This is a genomic window from Winogradskyella wichelsiae (assembly GCF_013403925.1).
Taxonomy (GTDB): domain Bacteria; phylum Bacteroidota; class Bacteroidia; order Flavobacteriales; family Flavobacteriaceae; genus Winogradskyella; species Winogradskyella wichelsiae.
In genome coordinates, this window is record NZ_JABFDJ010000004.1 from 256,406 (window position 1) to 273,413 (window position 17,008).

Below are 17,008 nucleotides of genomic sequence, written 5' to 3' on the forward strand. Positions count from 1 at the left end.
TATACATAAATTACAGGCATATTTTTAATTAATAATAATTCATTAAATCAGTCAATCAATGAAAAAATTAGTTTTTAGTACATTAATTATAATGTGCCTTGCCTTAGCATTTCCTTTAAATGCGCAAGTTGTAGCCACAAAATCAGAAACCAAATTAAATTACAATCCATCAGATCCTATACCAACAGATCCTAATGTTAAGACAGGTGTTCTAAAAAATGGACTTACCTATTATATTCAAAATAATCCCAAACCAGAGAACAAAGTAGAATTAAGATTAGTTATTAATGCAGGTTCTATTTTAGAAGACGAAGATCAATTAGGTCTGGCTCATTTTATGGAACATATGAACTTTAATGGGACTAAAAATTTTGAAAAAAACGAACTTGTAGATTACCTTCAAGGCATTGGTGTAAAATTTGGAGCGCACCTTAACGCTTATACAAGCTTTGACGAAACAGTGTACATTCTTCCAATTCCTAGTGATGATCCCGAAAAATTAGAAAAAGGATTTCAAATTATTGAGGATTGGGCACATAATGCGTTGTTAACAGATGAAGAAATTGACAATGAACGCGGTGTTGTACTTGAAGAATACCGTTTAGGTAAAGGTGCTGACGAGCGTATGATGCAAGAATACCTTCCAAAGATGATGCATGGCTCTATGTATGCAGAACGTCTTCCTATTGGAACAAAAGAAAATCTAGAAAACTTTAAATACGAAAGTTTAAAACGCTTTTACAAAGATTGGTACAGACCTGACCTAATGGCTGTAATTGCCGTTGGAGATATTGATGTTGCAACACTTGAAGAAAAAATAAAATCACATTTTAGTCATATAAAAAATCCTAAAAATTCAAAAGCTAGACCTTCATTTGATTTACCAAACCACAATGAAACCTTTGTAGCCATAGAATCGGATAAAGAAGCACCATTTTCTAATGTGCGCTTAATGTTTAAAGATAAAGTAAACGCTAAGCCAGATTTAACTTACGCTGATTACAGAAAATCGATGATAGAAAATTTATTTTCTCAAATGATAAATAACCGTTTAGATGAAATAAGAAATGGCGATAATCCACCTTTTGTATATGGGTACACTTATTATGGAGGTACTTATGCCCGTACTAAAAACGCATTTCAATCTTTTGCTATGACAAGCCCTACAGGACAATTAGAAGCTCTAAAAACATTATTAGTAGAAAATGAACGCGTACGCCAATTTGGTTTTTTCGATGGGGAATTTAGTCGTGCAAAAAAAGATTTGATTGCCAATATGGAACGCGCATACAAAGACAGAGATAAAATGGAATCAGAGCGACTTGTAGGCAGTTATGTCAATAATTTTTTAGAACAAAACCCTATTCCCAGTATGGATTGGAGATTCGATTTTATGAATGAGCAACTTCCAACAATAACATTAGAAGAAGTTAATGCTTTAATAAAATCTTATATCAAGGAAGATAACCGTGTTGTAATTCTTACAGGTCCAGATAAAGAAGATTTAGAACAAGTTAAAGAAGCTCAAGTATTAGAGCTATTAAATTCTGTAAAAGCAATGGATTTAAAACCTTATGAAGATAAAGCTGTTGCAACGTCACTAATTACTAAAACACCAACAAAAGGAAGCATCACAGACTCTCAAACTGATGATACGCTCGGCACAACAACATTAACGTTAAGTAATGGAGCTACGGTAACTTACAAAAAAACTGATTTTAAAAATGACGAAATCTTGTTTGATGCTTTTAGTTATGGTGGTACATCTTTATACTCAACTGAAGATTACAAAGCAACCAATAACGCTAATGGAGGTTTAACTGAAGCTGGTGTAAATGGATTTGATAAGATTGAATTAGGAAAAATGATGTCTGGAAAAATAGCCAATGTAAGACTCTCTATAGGTACTTATAGTGAAGGTTTTTCAGGAAATACTACACCTAAAGATTTAGAAACATTATTTCAATTAACGCACCTTTACTTTACAGCATTAAATAAAGATGAAAAAGCATTTAGAAGTTTTGCCGATAAGCAGAAAGCATTTTTAGGAAACTTATTATCAAATCCACAATATTATTTTCAAGATCAATTATCTCAATTTATTTATGGAGCAAACCCACGATATACAGGTTTCCCTACAGCCGAAGACATGGATAATGCAGATTATGACTTAGCTTATGAAAAATATAAAGAACGATTTGCTGATGCAGGAGATTTCAATTTTTACTTTGTAGGAAATATAGACGAAGAAAAAATAATAGAATTTTCTGAACTTTACTTAGCTAGTTTGCCTACAACAAATAGTAATGAAACCTATAAGGTATCTAATTTTAGACCTTTAACAGGTTCTCATGAAAAAATCATTGAAAAAGGAGAAGATCCAAAAAGTTCAGTTAGACTAACTTATCACGGCCCAACTGATTATAATGAAAAAGAAGCTCATGCTCTAAAAAGCTTAGCAGAAGTACTAACCATAAAACTTGTCGAAAAATTAAGAGAAGAAGAAGGTGGTGTATACGGAGCTGGTGCCAGCGCTAGCATCAGTAATATGCCATACGATTGGTTTAGATTTAACATTAGCTTTCCTTGTGGTCCAGAAAATGTAGATAAATTAATAGCTTCAACACTTAAAGAGGTCGATTTATTAATTAAAGAAGGTCCAACTGAAAAAGATTTAGAAAAAGTAAAAAAAGCTCAAATTTTAGATTATAAAGAAGATTTAAAAACAAATCGTTTTTGGTTAGGACAACTTAAAAATGCTGACTATCTAAAAAAAGATGCGCACAATATCTTAAAGTTTGAAGACGCTGTAAACAGTTTAACGCTTGTAGATTTACATAATGTTGCAAAAAAATATTTAACTCAAGGTCATATCACTGGTATCCATAACCCAGAGTAATAAACTTAAATATCTAATTTCTAGCAGCCTTCATAACACCATTATGAAGGTTGTTTTTTTTATACAAGTGTTAACAACTTCAATTTCTTAAAGTCGTAAATAATCGTATTTTTACCGTGAACTTATTAGTGTATTATTCGGTTCTGAAACCAATAGATTTTGCTTTTTAGACCATACCGCAGTAAGATAAAAATTGAATCCAAGATATAAAATGGGTAAAATCATTGCAATAGCAAATCAAAAAGGAGGAGTTGGTAAGACCACTACCTCTGTAAATTTAGCGGCTTCATTAGGTGCTCTTGAAAAGAAAGTGTTACTAATAGATGCAGATCCTCAAGCCAACGCAAGTTCAGGTTTAGGTCTAGACGTCGATGCGGTTGAAATAGGTTCGTATCAGGTACTGGAACACACAGCTACAGCAAAAGAAGCTATTGTTGTTTCTAACGCACCAAATGTAGATGTTTTACCAGCGCATATTGATCTTGTTGCTATTGAAATTGAACTCGTTGACAAAGAAGAACGCGAGTACATGCTTAAGAAAGCAATTATTGATTTAAAATCAGATTACGATTATATTTTAATAGACTGTGCGCCGTCTTTAGGACTGTTAACATTAAATGCTTTAACTGCTGCAGACTCTGTTATTATCCCTATTCAATGTGAATATTTTGCACTAGAAGGTTTAGGTAAATTGTTAAATACTATTAAAAGTGTGCAGAAGATACATAATGCAACATTAGATATTGAAGGCTTATTACTTACAATGTTTGATTCGCGTTTACGTCTCTCAAACCAAGTTGTAGAAGAGGTGCAAAAACACTTTAGCGATATGGTTTTCGATACTATTATACAACGAAATGTACGTTTAGGAGAAGCACCAAGTTATGGTGAGAGCATTATAAACTATGATGTAACAAGTAAAGGTGCAGTAAATTATTTAAATTTAGCGAAAGAGCTTATAAAGAAAAACGAATTATAATAGATGGCTAAGGCAACTAAAAAACAAGCATTAGGACGAGGACTTTCAGCTTTATTGAAAGATCCAGAGAATGATATAAATTCTGCTGAAGATACAAATGCGGATAAAGTGGTTGGTAATATTGTAGAACTTGATTTAGAAAGTATTGAGGTTAACCCTTTTCAACCAAGAACCAATTTTAACGAAGATTCATTAAAAGAATTGGCGTCTTCTATTCGCGAACTTGGTGTTATTCAACCTATAACTGTTAGAAAATTAGCTTTTAACAAATACCAATTAGTATCTGGTGAACGTCGTTTTAGAGCTTCAAAATTAATAGGATTAGAAGCCATACCTGCTTATATAAGAATTGCTAATGACCAAGAGTCTTTAGAAATGGCATTGGTAGAAAACATTCAACGTCAAGATTTAGATCCTATTGAAATAGCATTATCCTACCAACGCTTAATTGATGAAATTCAATTAACACAAGAGCAAATGAGCGAACGTGTTGGAAAAAAACGTTCTACTATTGCTAATTATTTACGCTTATTAAAATTAGACCCAATCATTCAAACTGGGATGCGAGATGGGTTTATAAGTATGGGTCATGGTAGAGCTATGGTTAATATAGAGAACCCATTAGACCAAATTGAGGTATACGAAAAAATAATCACCAATAAACTTTCAGTTAGAGCTACAGAACAATTAATTAAGAACTTAAATTCTGAATTGCCTGCAAAACCAGAGTCACAAGAATTTATAATTCCTAAACACATTAAAAGTGGAGTTAAAGATTTTTCTGAATACTTTGGTCATAAAATAGACGTTAAAGTAACTAAGAGTGGAAGCGGAAAAATAACAATTCCTTTTCATTCTGAAGAAGATTTTAACCGTATTCAAAAATTAGTTCAGCGTGATAAATAAAGGCTTTTACACTCTTTTACTCTGCCTGTTTTCAGTTTTAAATTCATTTTCTCAAAAAGAAAAAGACAGCACAAATATTGTCTTAGAAAATGGACCTATAATTATTAAAGACAGTTTAGTAAAAAAAGAGATTGATCCTTTACGTCCCTCTAAAGCAGCATTTTATTCTGCTATACTTCCTGGTTTGGGTCAGGCTTACAATAAAAAATACTGGAAAATTCCAATTGTTTGGGGAGCCATAGGTACAGGAATTTATTTCTACTCTAGCAATAGCAAACAATACAATCGTTATAGAGATGCTTATAAAAGACGTTTAGCAGGCTTTAAGGATGATGAGTTTTATGATTTAATTTCTGACGACGGACTGATAAGAGCACAAGATCAATTTAGACAAAATAAAGAATTATCGCTATTAGTTACAATTGGTTTATATGCACTAAATATTTTAGATGCCAATATTGATGCCCACTTGCTTCAATTTAACGTCGACGAAAATCTAAGCCTTAGTCCTCATTATCAGTATAACCAATTGGAAAACACTGGAGATCTAGGACTAACTCTTAATTATCAATTTTAATATGAAAATAGCTTTACTCGGTTATGGCAGAATGGGAAAAAGTATTGAAGCCATCGCTGTAGAACGCAATCATAGTATTGTACTTAAAGTATCTAATACAGATGCTAATTATGACCTCACAAATGCTAATGTAGCTATAGATTTTAGCATACCAACAGCAGCAGTATCTAATATAAAAAAAGCTTTAGATGCAGGTGTTCCTGTTATTTCTGGAACAACTGGTTGGTTAGATGAATACGATGCTATTGTAGCTTATTGTAATTCTAAAAACGGAACATTTTTATACGCTTCAAATTTTAGTTTAGGGGTCAACATTTTTTTTGAAATAAATAAGCGATTAAGCGAATTAATGTCTGGTTTTTCTGAGTACACAACAAAAATTGAAGAGATTCATCATACTCAAAAATTAGATGCCCCTAGCGGAACAGCAATTACTTTGGCTGAAGAAATCATTGCTAAAACCGATTATAACAATTGGACCTTAGAGCATCCTAACAATCATGAGATTCATATAGACGCTAAACGTATTGAAGGTGTTCCAGGCACTCATGAAATTACCTATAACTCAGAAATTGATTCTATAAGTATTAAACATACCGCACATAGCAGACAAGGTTTTGCAATGGGAGCTGTAATTGCTGCAGAGTGGATAAAAGATAAAAAAGGTGTTTTTAGCATGAAAGATGTGTTAAACATTGGTTAATTTGCAATTGCATTTTAACGAATTAAAATAATTTTCAACTTACTTCAAATTCATTTTAGAAAATAATATTTATCTGAAATTTATTTGTACTACATTATACAAAATACAAGATTATGAACTGGACACAGTGGTTTATTTTTATATTAGTTTTACAAATCGTTCATGGAGCAGGGACATGGAAATTATATATTAAAGCTGGTCGACAAGCTTGGGAAGCATTTGTACCTATTTATAACGCTGTAATATTGATGAAAATCATTTCTCGCCCTTGGTGGTGGGTTATTTTAATGTTTTTACCAATTGTAAACTTAATAATGATTCCTGCGGCTTGGGTAGAAACGGCTCGTGCTTATGGAAAGGACAGTAAAATAGATGCGCTCTTATGTATTGTTACTCTTGGGTTCTATTTATATTACCTCAATTATGTAGCAGACGTTAATTACATTGAAAATAGAGTACTTAAACCAAAAACAGCCTCTGGAGAATGGATAACTTCCATACTATTTGCTATAGTTGCAGCTACAATTGTACACACCTATTTCTTTCAACCTTTTGTAATTCCATCTTCTTCATTAGAAAAATCATTATTGGTTGGGGATTTTCTTATTGTAAGTAAGTTACATTATGGAGCGCGTACCCCAATGACTACTGTTGGAGCACCAATGGTTCATGATACAATTCCTGTATTAGGAAAAAAATCTTATTTATTTGATGATAATTTTGAAGATAGAAAGACCTCTTGGATCAATAAGCTTCAGTTACCTTTTTTAAGATTACCTGGTTTTGAAAATGTTGAACGCAACGATATTGTAGTCTTTAACCAGCCTGCTGACACCTTGTTAGACATGAACGATTTTAATCCAGATCGTAATTATTACAAACCAATAGATAAAAAAACTAACTTAGTAAAACGATGTGTTGGTGTTGCTGGTGATACCTTAGAGATACGTAATGGATATGTATTTATTAACGGAAAACAAAATAAGTTACCACCAAGATCGCATCTTCAGTTTTCTTATGAAATAGTCTTCAAAAGAAATCTTCAGCCTGCCCGAATCATGGAAATCCTGAAAAAATATGATATTACAGATTATCCTAGATATGGCTCTTTAGAATTTTCATACATCGTTCCTGCAGCGACTGACGAAGCAATAGCTCAATTAAAATTACATCCAGAAGTGGCTTCTGCTTCACCAATTAAACAAATAGAAGGTGAAATAGATAATATTTTTCCTAGAGATCCTAATTATAAATGGAATACAGACTTCTTTGGGCCTATGTGGATTCCTAAAGCTGGTGAGACATTACAATTAAGCATTGAAAATATTTCGATATACAAGCGTGCTATATCAGAATACGAAGGTCATAAAGTCGTTACAAGAGGAAATCAGATTCTTATAGATGATCAACCTGCTACATCTTATACTTTTAAGCAAGATTACTATTGGATGATGGGAGATAACAGACACAACTCTATTGACAGTAGATATTGGGGATTTGTACCTAATGATCATATTTTTGGTAAACCTGTATTTATATGGATGAGTATTGATGGTATAAATGATGGCCTTAAAAATTGGAAATTTAGATGGGATAGAATCTTCACCACTGTTAGTGGAGGAAAAGAACGAACATCATTCTTAATTCCTTTTATAGTCCTTATTTTAGGAATAACTTTTTTCAACAAATGGCGAAAAAAGAAAAAAGCTAAACAAAGCTAGATTTTGAATAGCCTTATATATCCAACTTGTTTCCCTAATATTGCTCACTTTTTAGCTATAGTGCATTCTGATACTATTTGCTTTGAAGTGAGTGACAACTACCAAAAACAATCGTATAGAAATCGTGTTGAGATTTATGGCGCTAATGGTAAATTAGCCCTTACAATCCCTGTAAAGTACACTCAAAAGAATAGACAACTTTATAAGGATGTAAAAATTGCTAATGAAGAACAATGGCAGCTTTTATTACTAAAGTCTTTACAATCTGCTTATAGTATGTCTCCCTTTTTTGAATACTACATTGATGATATGATGGCACTTTTTGAAACTAAATTCAACTATATTTTAGATTTTAATTTAAAGAGTTTTGAAATTATATCCAATTGTATACAATTAGATATTGCACCAGAATTCACTATTGATTTTGAAAAAAATGCTAAAGATAAATCTGACTTTAGACCGCTTGTAAAACGAAATACAGAGGTGAATATGTTAGAACAATACACGCAAGTATTTACTGAAAAACATGGATTTATATCAAATCTTAGTATTTTAGATCTCTTATTTAATGAAGGACCAAATACAGAGCTCTATTTAAAAAGACAACAATTATAACTGATCTAAAGCTTGATTCAGGTAAAATATGGTTATATTTTTAATTTCAACACTAAGTTTTTGTAATAATTAAATAGAACAAAGATGTTACAATCTATAATCCATTACGGTATACATTTTGGATTGCCGTTAGTCGTCGCCATTGTATTCTATAAGTCGTGTTGGTTAAAAGCCTACGGAATTATGATTTTGGGAATACTTATAGATTTAGATCACTTATTGGCCAATCCTATTTTTGATCCCAATCGTTGTAGTATTAATTTTCACCCCCTCCACTCCTATTATGCCATTGCCTTTTATTTACTTCTTTTAGTTCCAAAGAAGACCAGACTGATGGGTTTAGGATTATCTATTCACATTATCGCTGATACTGCAGACTGTTGGTTAATGTAATTTTAAAGTTGTTTTTATCGGATAATGATCTGATAATTTTATATCAAAAGTTTTAAAACTGTTTACTTTAAAATCTTTATCTGCCAAAATAAAATCGATTCGCATTGGAAAGTATTTAAAATCATAGGTTTTCCCAAAACCATTTCCTGCATCTTCAAACGTATCTTTTAGATCATCACCTTTCACCATTCTGTATATATAAGAATAAGGAGTGTTGTTAAAATCACCTGTAACAATCGTTTTATAATTAGATTTAGACTTGTGTTCTAAATACAATTCTACTTGATTTTGTTGTTCTTTAAACGTCGATCTAACCTGCTTAAATAAATGACCTGATGTCTCTTCTTTAAGTTTTTCTACATCAGTTTGAATTCCTGAAGATTGCAAATGAATCGTATAAATTCTAATAGTATCTTTTTGCTTTACTACATCTACAAATATGGCATTATTGTATGTATTAGGAAACTCTAAAGATCCAGAATTAATAATCGGAAATTTGGAGAATATTGTCTGTCCAGACTTAACACCTTCTGTATGCTTTGCATTAAAATTATAGTAGCCTTCTAATTCTACTGGATCACCGTTTCTATACTCTTGAAGACATAATATATCAGGGTTCTCCGTTTCAATAAAATTTAAAATATCTTCTTTGACGGTCTTTTTTGGTAACCATCCAAATCGATTAAAAAGTCTAACATTAAAAGACATTATGGTAAAATTATCATCGTCTACAACATCTTCTGAAGAAGAAAACTTATACATCGAATTAATATAACTCCATCCCAATAACAATACAAAAAGTGATAGTAGCATTTGCTTTTTCACTCTTAATAACCAATACAAAAAGAAAACAATATTAAATAGAATGAGTAAAGGCACACCTAAACTTAAAACAGATAATGAAGCAAAATTTTTGGGTGGAATATATGGTAATATATAAGATATAAGCAATAAAAATGCCACCAACGAGTTGATGAAGAACAAAATTTTACTACCTAACTTTAACCCTTTCACGTTTTTAATCTTTACCTATTTTAAATAAAAAAGACTTTTCTTCAGAGGTCAAACTTTCGTAGCCACTCTTACTTATCTTATCGAGAATAATATCAATCTTCTTTTGTTTATCTAACGTATTAGTTGACTTTTTAGTCTTATTAACCGTACTACCCTTTGATTTATTTTTATGAACCGTTTTTAAATTAGATTTCGGTTTAAATAAATTCATAAATTTATCCATAGTACGTTCAAACCCTGTTCCTATATCGCTTCCTTTTACAAGTTGAGTTGCGTAAACATATCCCAGAATATAACCTCCCAAATGCGCAACATAACCACCTTGATTCATCCCTGAAATCATTCTGAATAAATCTAGGCCTACGATAACCATAGCAACATGTTTCCATTTTACATTGAACATATTGAATAATCTAATTTCGCTATTAGGCATATAGGCTGCTACAAATAGTAATAATGCACTAACGCCTGCTGAAGCCCCAACTAAAACACCATTAGAATTCACCAGGGAAGATGGTAATAAGTTAGAATAGGCTAAGTAGGCTAAGCCACCGAAAATAATTCCTAAAAAATAAATATTAAGAACCATTTTTGAGCGAAATAAATTGGTTGTGACTTGAGATAAATAATAAAGAAACAACATATTAAATGCCACATGAAATAATCCATTATGTAAAAAACCATAAGTGATAAGTGACCATGGTTGAAAAAGAAAATCCATGATTCCCGATGGCAACTCAAAATAGGTAAACAAATTAAATCTTAATAATGATTTAAAAACGAGACTAATAAAGAATATAACAACATTTATGGCTATTATTTTACCAAAAACATCAAGATTCTTAAACTTATATTTTAAATCATTAACAGTGCTCATAATTAATTCCAACGGTATTTATCATTTTCGTTTTTCTTCCAAAAATACATTAAAAGAAAACCTGTAAGTGCCCCACCTACGTGTGCCATGTATGCTGTATTACTAGGACTAAATATAGAACTCCCTGAAATTGCAGAAAATAGATCTAATGCAATAATGCCAGGAATAAAATATTTCGCTTTTATTGGTACAGGTAAGAAAATAAGCATCAACTTAGACTCTGGAAACAACATTCCGAAAGCGACTAAAACACCCATTATAGCACCAGAAGCACCAACCATAGTACCATTAAATGCACCAATAAAACTATCAAATTGATCTCCTAACAGTGGTAACCAAGCCGTACTGTATTTTCCTTCACTTAAAATACTAAGCACTTCTGTTTGAGAAACACCAGAATCTATTAAGGTTGTTAACCCCATATTATACTGAAAATATAGAAAAGCAATTTGTATAATAGCTGCACCAAAACCAGAAAGTAAATAAAATATAATAAATTTCTTCCAGCCAAATATTTGTTCTACAGCAGTACCAAACATCCATAAAGCAAACATATTAAAGGCTATGTGCATGATACTAAACTCTTTCAAATCACCTCCTCCATGCATAAACATGTGCGTTAAAATTTGCCATGGTTGAAAATTTGGATTCGGAGGAAAATACAACGCAAACCACTGATAAAATGCTCCATTTCCAACAAATATCGTACCTATGAACATTACGACATTTATAATCAATAAATGCTTTACAGCATCTGTTATTCCTTGTCTCATAAATTACATGAATTTTTTTTCAATATCATCTACAGCCATAGTAATAAATGTTGGTCTATTAGCTGGTGACACATTAGGTTCTTTACAGGCAAATAAACTATTTACCATATGTTCTTGTTCTGCACTATTTAAAGATTGACCATTTTTAATGGCTAAACTTTTAGCCATAGATTTAGCTAATAAATCTGTTGTACTAAAATTTGTGTCTGGCACATCATTTTCTACGTCACTAATCAACTGTTCTAAAATAATAGACACTTCACTTTCTGGCACTCCTACAGGAACACCTGTTATAGTAACTGTTTTATTTTGAAACTCTGAAAACACAAAGCCTGTATGTTCTAAATCGGATTTTAAATCTTCAATAATACTAATCTCATTAGGCGTAAAATGCAATTCTAACGGAAACAATAATTGCTGACTCGTCGCTTCTTTAATCGTTATGTGTTTTAAGAAATTCTCATACAAGATACGTTGATGCGCTCTATTTTGGTCTATAATTAACATTCCAGATTTTAGAGTACTCACTACATATTTTTGTTGTAATTGAAACGTTGTTTTTGTTGTTTCAATGGCAGCTTCATCAAAAATTGAAGTATTCTTTGCTTCACTCTCAAAAGTTACTTGACTAAAATCTGATTCGGAATTATTTCCTTTAGATTCTAAGCCAACATATAAACTTTCCCACGAAGCCGTAGGTACCGATTTAAACCCGGTATTAGGGCTTTTGGCAGATTGTCTTGTTCCATTACCAGAAACTCTAGAACCAGAATCTTCAGCAAATGGATTAAAACTCCGGTCTACTTCTATAGCAGGTGTGGAAGCCGACTTATTTTTATAATCGTATGGTGTATTTAAATTATTAGTCTGATGTTCAAAATCTAAGATTGGTGCAATATTAAACTGTCCTAAACTATGCTTTACAGCGGCTCTTAAAATGGCATAAAGTGTATGCTCATCATCGAACTTAATTTCTGTTTTTGTAGGATGAATGTTTATATCAATCGTTTTAGGATCTACTGTTAAGTTCAAAAAATAACTTGGGTGATAACTATCTTTTAATAAACCTTCGTAAGCCGATTTTATAGCATGATTAAGATATGGACTTTTTATAAAGCGTTGGTTAACAAAGAAAAACTGTTCTGATTTTGTTTTCTTTGAAAATTCTGGTTTACCGACAAATCCTGAAATCTTTAAAACTTCAGTTTCTTCTTCAACAGGTACTAATTTTTCATTCGTTTTGGTTCCAAAAATATGAACAACACGTTGTCTGTAATTCTCTTCTGGTACATTAAACATATCACTTCCATTATGATAAAATGAAAATGCAATATTAGGATGTGCTAAAGCCACACGATGAAATTCATCTGTAATATGGCGTAATTCTACGGTATCTGATTTTAAAAAGTTTCGTCTTGCTGGAATATTAAAAAACAAATGTTTCACAGCAACTGAAGTACCAGTAGGTGTTACTGAAACTTCTTGAGTTTTAATAACACTCCCTTCTATTTCAATAGTGGTTCCTAAATCATCATCCGCTTGTTTTGTTTTTAACTCCACATGTGCAATCGCAGCAATACTAGCTAAAGCTTCTCCTCTAAACCCTTTTGTATTTAATAAAAATAAGTCTTCGGCACTTTTAATTTTAGAAGTCGCATGGCGCTCAAAACTTAAGCGAGCATCAGTAACACTCATGCCCTTTCCGTTATCTATAACTTGAACTAGTGTTTTACCAGCGTCTTTAACAATAAGTTTTATTTCTGTTGAATTAGCATCAATAGCATTTTCCAATAGTTCTTTAACTACAGAAGCTGGACGTTGAACTACCTCACCAGCTGCAATTTGATTAGCAACATGGTCGGGTAAAAGCTGTATAATATCTGACATTAGCGATTGATGAGAAATATAGATAAATCAAAATCTATGATAAAGAGAAAGACTAAAATAAAAAATGCAATTAAGATGTAAATCGTTTTATTAAAACCAGTATTATTTCGGTTTCTTAAATTAACTCTGTTCTCATGCCATTTTCCAGAAAAGTCGTTTTTATTATAGGTATCCGCATACGCATCGAATTTTGATGCATACTGTGATCCTTCAACTTCTTCTTTACCTTTATAATATCTAGGTGTATAATTAAACCTTTTATTTCTAGGTAATTTTTTAATTAAAGTGAATTTTATTGGTCCCATAATATCTTTATTCAATATATCCGTTAAGGACATAAATTAAAACAAGAATTAAAACTAATATAATAATTAAAGCCGGTAACGTTCTTAAGACACTTCCGTGTTTTTTGTTACCACCATTAGCTTCATTCCATAGTGTTTCGAAGTCGTCTTTCGACTTGCTTTTATCGGAATCCTGAAGTTGCGATTTGTAAGTAAAACGTTTATTTTTTCTTTGATTAAACAAATGCCTCTTAATTTTAAACTTAATTAATCTCAAAAGTACTGAAAATACAAGGAAATAACCCTTAAGGATTCCTTAAAATTATTAACAAAAAGGGTGCCAAGAGTAGAATGGCAGTACGTAGTATTCTAACATTAAATAATCCACACCAATAGTATAATTGATGTGGATTATTTTAAAATAGTAATCTTTATATTAATAAAGAGGAACTTAATTTATTCTGAATCTTTGCGTAAAGCGGCCATTTTAATAGCAGCGATCGCAGCTTCTGTACCTTTATTTCCATGTATTCCACCAGAGCGGTCAAGAGATTGTTGTTTATTATTATCTGTAAGCACACAGAATATAACAGGTATATCTCCTTTCATATTAAGGTCTTTTATGCCTTGAGTTACACCTTCACAAACAAAATCAAAATGTTTTGTTTCTCCTTGAATAACACAACCAATAACAATTATAGCATCTAACATTCCAGAGTCTGCATAAATACTCTTACTCATTCGTGCTGCACCATAAGTGAGCTCAAATGCTCCTGGCACATTCCAACGAACAATATTTTGTTTAATTGCACCACAGTCTAAAAGAGCGTCAAACGCGCCTTGCCATAAACCTTCCGTAACCTCGTCATTCCATTCTGAAACAACAATCCCAAATCGAAAATCTTTCGCATTTGGGATTGTTGTTTTATCGTATTCCGATAAATTATGATTTGCAGTTGCCATATATTACAAGCTTGCTTCTACTTTCCCTATTAAAACATCTACGTTTTCAGCTTCAGTTGAGGCAGAGAACTCAGACTTAATACGCTTTAAATACTCTAAAGCTTTATCATTTTCACCTAAACTAATTGCTACACGTGCAGCTTTCATTAAATATAAAGGTGTAGTAAAATCATTAACGTTAGCTTTAAAAGCTTGTTCGTAATAACCTAAAGCATCAGAGTCTTGATCTAGTTGCACAAAAGCATCACCAATACCACCTTTAGCAATAGGGTTTAACATTTTATCATCACTAGAAAAATCACTTAAATACGTAATTGCGTTTTCGTAATCTTTTAAGTTTAAGTATGCCATACCTGCATAATAGTTCGCTAAGTTAGCAGCAGGACTTCCGCTGTACTCATTAACGATATCTACCATACCATATTTACCTTCACCACCTTCTAAAGACATTCTATATAATGAATCTGAAGATACACCACTAACAGCATCGTCAAAATACTTTTTAGCAGTATACATTTCATTCATTGCATCTTTTTGTTGTGGTTCTGCAACTAATTTATTGTATCCTAAAAACCCTAAGACTATTACAGCAATTGCTCCAACAATACCTAAAATATATTTTTGGTTTGCCACAGCCCATTCCTCTGTTCTAGAAGCACCTTCGTCTAAAGTATTAAATACTTCAGCTGTTGTAGATTCACTATCATCGATAATTTCCTCTTGCTCTTTCTCTTTTTTCGTTTTAGGTTTGTAGCCTCTTTTCTTATACGTTGCCATAATCTGTCATTTTGTGCGTGCGCAAAAATAAAATTTTTATTGGGATTTAAAAGCCTATTTATTTGTTATTTTTGAATAATTAATAACTCACTCAAATGTACCTTCACAGTAGTAAAACCAAGCATAACGTTAACTTTTCATGAATCTAAACTCACTATCTTTAGTTAATTACAAAAATTTTGAAAGTCAAGTTTTCGATTTCGACGTCAAAATAAATTGTTTTGTTGGTGCGAACGGGATCGGAAAAACAAATGCACTTGATGCTATTTATCATTTAGCCTTCGGAAAAAGCTACTTTAATCCTATTGCTGTTCAAAATATAAATCATAATGCAGAGTTTTTTGTTGTCGATGGTAATTTCACAAAAAATGAGCGTACTGAGAAAGTTATTGTTTCATTAAAGCGTGGACAAAAAAAGGTAATTAAACGAAATGCTAAAGCCTATGAAAAGTTTAGTGAACACATTGGTTTTATTCCTTTAGTTATTATTTCGCCTGCGGATCGTGACCTTATTATAGAAGGAAGTGATACACGACGTAAATTTATAGATAGCGTTATTTCGCAAAGCGATAAATATTACCTTCTTGAGCTCATTAATTATAACAAGGTATTATCTCAGAGAAATGCACTCTTAAAATATTTTGCACTTAATAATACTTTTAATACAGATACGCTTGCTATATATAACGAGCAACTCCATACCTATGGTACCGAAATTTTTAAAAAACGAGATGCTTTTTTAAAAACCTTTATCCCTATATTTAAAGCGCGTTACCAAGCCATTAGCCAAAGTAAAGAGGTTATCGATTTACAATATAAAAGTGATTTATTTGATAATGAATTAAAAAATCTACTAACTAATAATATCAATAAAGATAGAGCTTTACACTACACTAGTGTTGGTACGCATAAAGATGATTTGGTCTTTTTAATTGATGATTTTCCTATTAAAAAATTTGGAAGTCAAGGACAACAAAAATCATTTTTAGTGGCTTTAAAATTGGCACAATTTGATTTTATAAAAGAACAAAGTGGTGTCTCGCCTATTCTACTTTTAGATGATATTTTTGACAAATTAGATGAGAGTAGAGTTTCTCAAATTATTAACTTAGTCGATGACGAACATTTCGGTCAAATTTTTATTAGTGACACTCATGCTGAACGTACAGAAAACGTTATAAAACAAACACATCAGTCTTATAAAATTTTTAAATTATGAAAAACTATTTCTGGCTCATTTGTCTCTTTATTTTAAGTTGTTCTCAAAACCCAGAGACTAATATAGAACACTTACAAGGTTATTGGGAAATTCAAGAAGTTACTATGGCAGATGGCAGCAAAAAAGAATACAAATACAATGAAACGATCGATTTTATAAGTGTGAATGATAGTTTAAAAGGTTTTAGAAAAAAACTAACACCAGGAATAAACGATACGTATTATACCTCTGACGATGCAGAAAACATTCAATTAAAAATTGAAGATAATGCATTAAATATTTATTATTCTACACCTTATGCAAACTGGAAAGAAACAGTATTAGAAGCAACTACAGAGCATCTTAAGATTATGAATGATGCTGAAAACATCTATTTATACAAACGATATATTCCTATAAATTTAGACTTAGAAGAATAAAA

The 17,008-nt window shown here is 31.7% G+C and carries 18 protein-coding genes; 10 read left to right on the top strand and 8 right to left on the bottom strand.

Annotation, left to right across the window (positions count from 1 at the left end):
• The first annotated feature begins 58 nt into the window (after positions 1 to 58).
• The 8 genes from HM985_RS10350 to HM985_RS10385 all read left to right on the top strand — a co-directional run bounded on the left by HM985_RS10350 (position 59) and on the right by HM985_RS10385 (position 8,793).
• The gene (locus HM985_RS10350) at positions 59 to 2,899 is read left to right on the top strand and encodes a M16 family metallopeptidase (protein ID WP_179376179.1); all 2,841 of its coding nucleotides are present in this window, start codon (positions 59 to 61) and stop codon (positions 2,897 to 2,899) included.
• Between the two features lie 211 nt (positions 2,900 to 3,110).
• Complete coding sequence (locus HM985_RS10355; protein WP_179376180.1) at positions 3,111 to 3,878, top strand: ParA family protein; 768 nt, start codon at positions 3,111 to 3,113, stop codon at positions 3,876 to 3,878.
• Positions 3,879 to 3,881: 3 nt separating this feature from the next.
• Complete coding sequence (locus tag HM985_RS10360) at positions 3,882 to 4,784, top strand: ParB/RepB/Spo0J family partition protein (RefSeq protein WP_179376181.1); 903 nt, start codon at positions 3,882 to 3,884, stop codon at positions 4,782 to 4,784.
• Positions 4,774 to 5,361, top strand: a complete 588-nt coding sequence (locus tag HM985_RS10365; protein ID WP_179376182.1) for a DUF5683 domain-containing protein — start codon at positions 4,774 to 4,776, stop codon at positions 5,359 to 5,361. The genes HM985_RS10360 and HM985_RS10365 overlap by 11 nt, the downstream gene beginning before the upstream one ends.
• 1 nt (position 5,362) lies before the next feature.
• A complete protein-coding gene (gene dapB / locus HM985_RS10370) occupies positions 5,363 to 6,064 on the top strand; it encodes a 4-hydroxy-tetrahydrodipicolinate reductase (protein WP_179376183.1) in 702 nt (233 codons plus the stop codon).
• 113 nt (positions 6,065 to 6,177) lie between these two features.
• On the top strand, positions 6,178 to 7,785 hold the full coding sequence (gene lepB / locus HM985_RS10375) for a signal peptidase I (protein ID WP_179376184.1): 1,608 nt from the start codon (positions 6,178 to 6,180) through the stop codon (positions 7,783 to 7,785).
• Between the two features lie 3 nt (positions 7,786 to 7,788).
• The gene (locus HM985_RS10380; protein WP_179376185.1) at positions 7,789 to 8,400 is read left to right on the top strand and encodes a WbqC family protein; all 612 of its coding nucleotides are present in this window, start codon (positions 7,789 to 7,791) and stop codon (positions 8,398 to 8,400) included.
• Positions 8,401 to 8,484: 84 nt separating this feature from the next.
• On the top strand, positions 8,485 to 8,793 hold the full coding sequence (locus HM985_RS10385; RefSeq protein WP_179376186.1) for a DUF6122 family protein: 309 nt from the start codon (positions 8,485 to 8,487) through the stop codon (positions 8,791 to 8,793).
• On the opposite strand, the gene HM985_RS10390 is transcribed toward HM985_RS10385, so the two are convergent.
• The 8 genes from HM985_RS10390 to HM985_RS10425 all read right to left on the bottom strand — a co-directional run bounded on the left by HM985_RS10390 (position 8,785) and on the right by HM985_RS10425 (position 15,368).
• Positions 8,785 to 9,807 carry an endonuclease/exonuclease/phosphatase family protein gene (locus HM985_RS10390; RefSeq protein WP_179376187.1) on the bottom strand — a complete coding sequence of 341 codons (1,023 nt, stop codon included), beginning with the start codon at positions 9,805 to 9,807 and terminating at the stop codon, positions 8,785 to 8,787. The two genes, HM985_RS10385 and HM985_RS10390, sit on opposite strands and share 9 nt — an antisense overlap.
• Before the next feature lie 4 nt (positions 9,808 to 9,811).
• Entirely contained in the window at positions 9,812 to 10,684 is an 873-nt protein-coding gene (locus HM985_RS10395; protein WP_179376188.1) for a rhomboid family protein, read from the bottom strand.
• A gap of 2 nt (positions 10,685 to 10,686) precedes the next feature.
• The gene (locus HM985_RS10400) at positions 10,687 to 11,457 is read right to left on the bottom strand and encodes a rhomboid family intramembrane serine protease (RefSeq protein ID WP_179376189.1); all 771 of its coding nucleotides are present in this window, start codon (positions 11,455 to 11,457) and stop codon (positions 10,687 to 10,689) included.
• Between the two features lie 3 nt (positions 11,458 to 11,460).
• On the bottom strand, positions 11,461 to 13,344 hold the full coding sequence (mutL, locus tag HM985_RS10405) for a DNA mismatch repair endonuclease MutL (RefSeq protein ID WP_179376190.1): 1,884 nt from the start codon (positions 13,342 to 13,344) through the stop codon (positions 11,461 to 11,463).
• Positions 13,344 to 13,649, bottom strand: a complete 306-nt coding sequence (locus HM985_RS10410; RefSeq protein ID WP_179376191.1) for a hypothetical protein — start codon at positions 13,647 to 13,649, stop codon at positions 13,344 to 13,346. Before HM985_RS10410 ends, mutL begins: the two co-directional genes overlap by 1 nt.
• Positions 13,650 to 13,656: 7 nt before the next feature.
• Positions 13,657 to 13,872, bottom strand: coding sequence for a hypothetical protein (locus tag HM985_RS10415; protein WP_179376192.1), 216 nt, complete (start codon positions 13,870 to 13,872; stop codon positions 13,657 to 13,659).
• Positions 13,873 to 14,084: 212 nt separating this feature from the next.
• Positions 14,085 to 14,591 carry a 6,7-dimethyl-8-ribityllumazine synthase gene (gene ribH / locus HM985_RS10420; RefSeq protein ID WP_179376193.1) on the bottom strand — a complete coding sequence of 169 codons (507 nt, stop codon included), beginning with the start codon at positions 14,589 to 14,591 and terminating at the stop codon, positions 14,085 to 14,087.
• 3 nt (positions 14,592 to 14,594) lie between these two features.
• Positions 14,595 to 15,368, bottom strand: a complete 774-nt coding sequence (locus HM985_RS10425) for a tetratricopeptide repeat protein (RefSeq protein ID WP_179376194.1) — start codon at positions 15,366 to 15,368, stop codon at positions 14,595 to 14,597.
• A 139-nt stretch (positions 15,369 to 15,507) separates the two neighbouring features.
• Between HM985_RS10425 and recF the strand changes: the two genes are divergently transcribed.
• Both recF and HM985_RS10435 read left to right on the top strand, forming a co-directional pair.
• Positions 15,508 to 16,587: a DNA replication/repair protein RecF gene (recF, locus tag HM985_RS10430; protein WP_179376195.1), complete on the top strand. Its 1,080-nt coding sequence runs from the start codon at positions 15,508 to 15,510 to the stop codon at positions 16,585 to 16,587.
• Positions 16,584 to 17,006, top strand: coding sequence for a hypothetical protein (locus tag HM985_RS10435; protein WP_179376196.1), 423 nt, complete (start codon positions 16,584 to 16,586; stop codon positions 17,004 to 17,006). Before recF ends, HM985_RS10435 begins: the two co-directional genes overlap by 4 nt.
• Positions 17,007 to 17,008 lie beyond the last annotated feature (2 nt).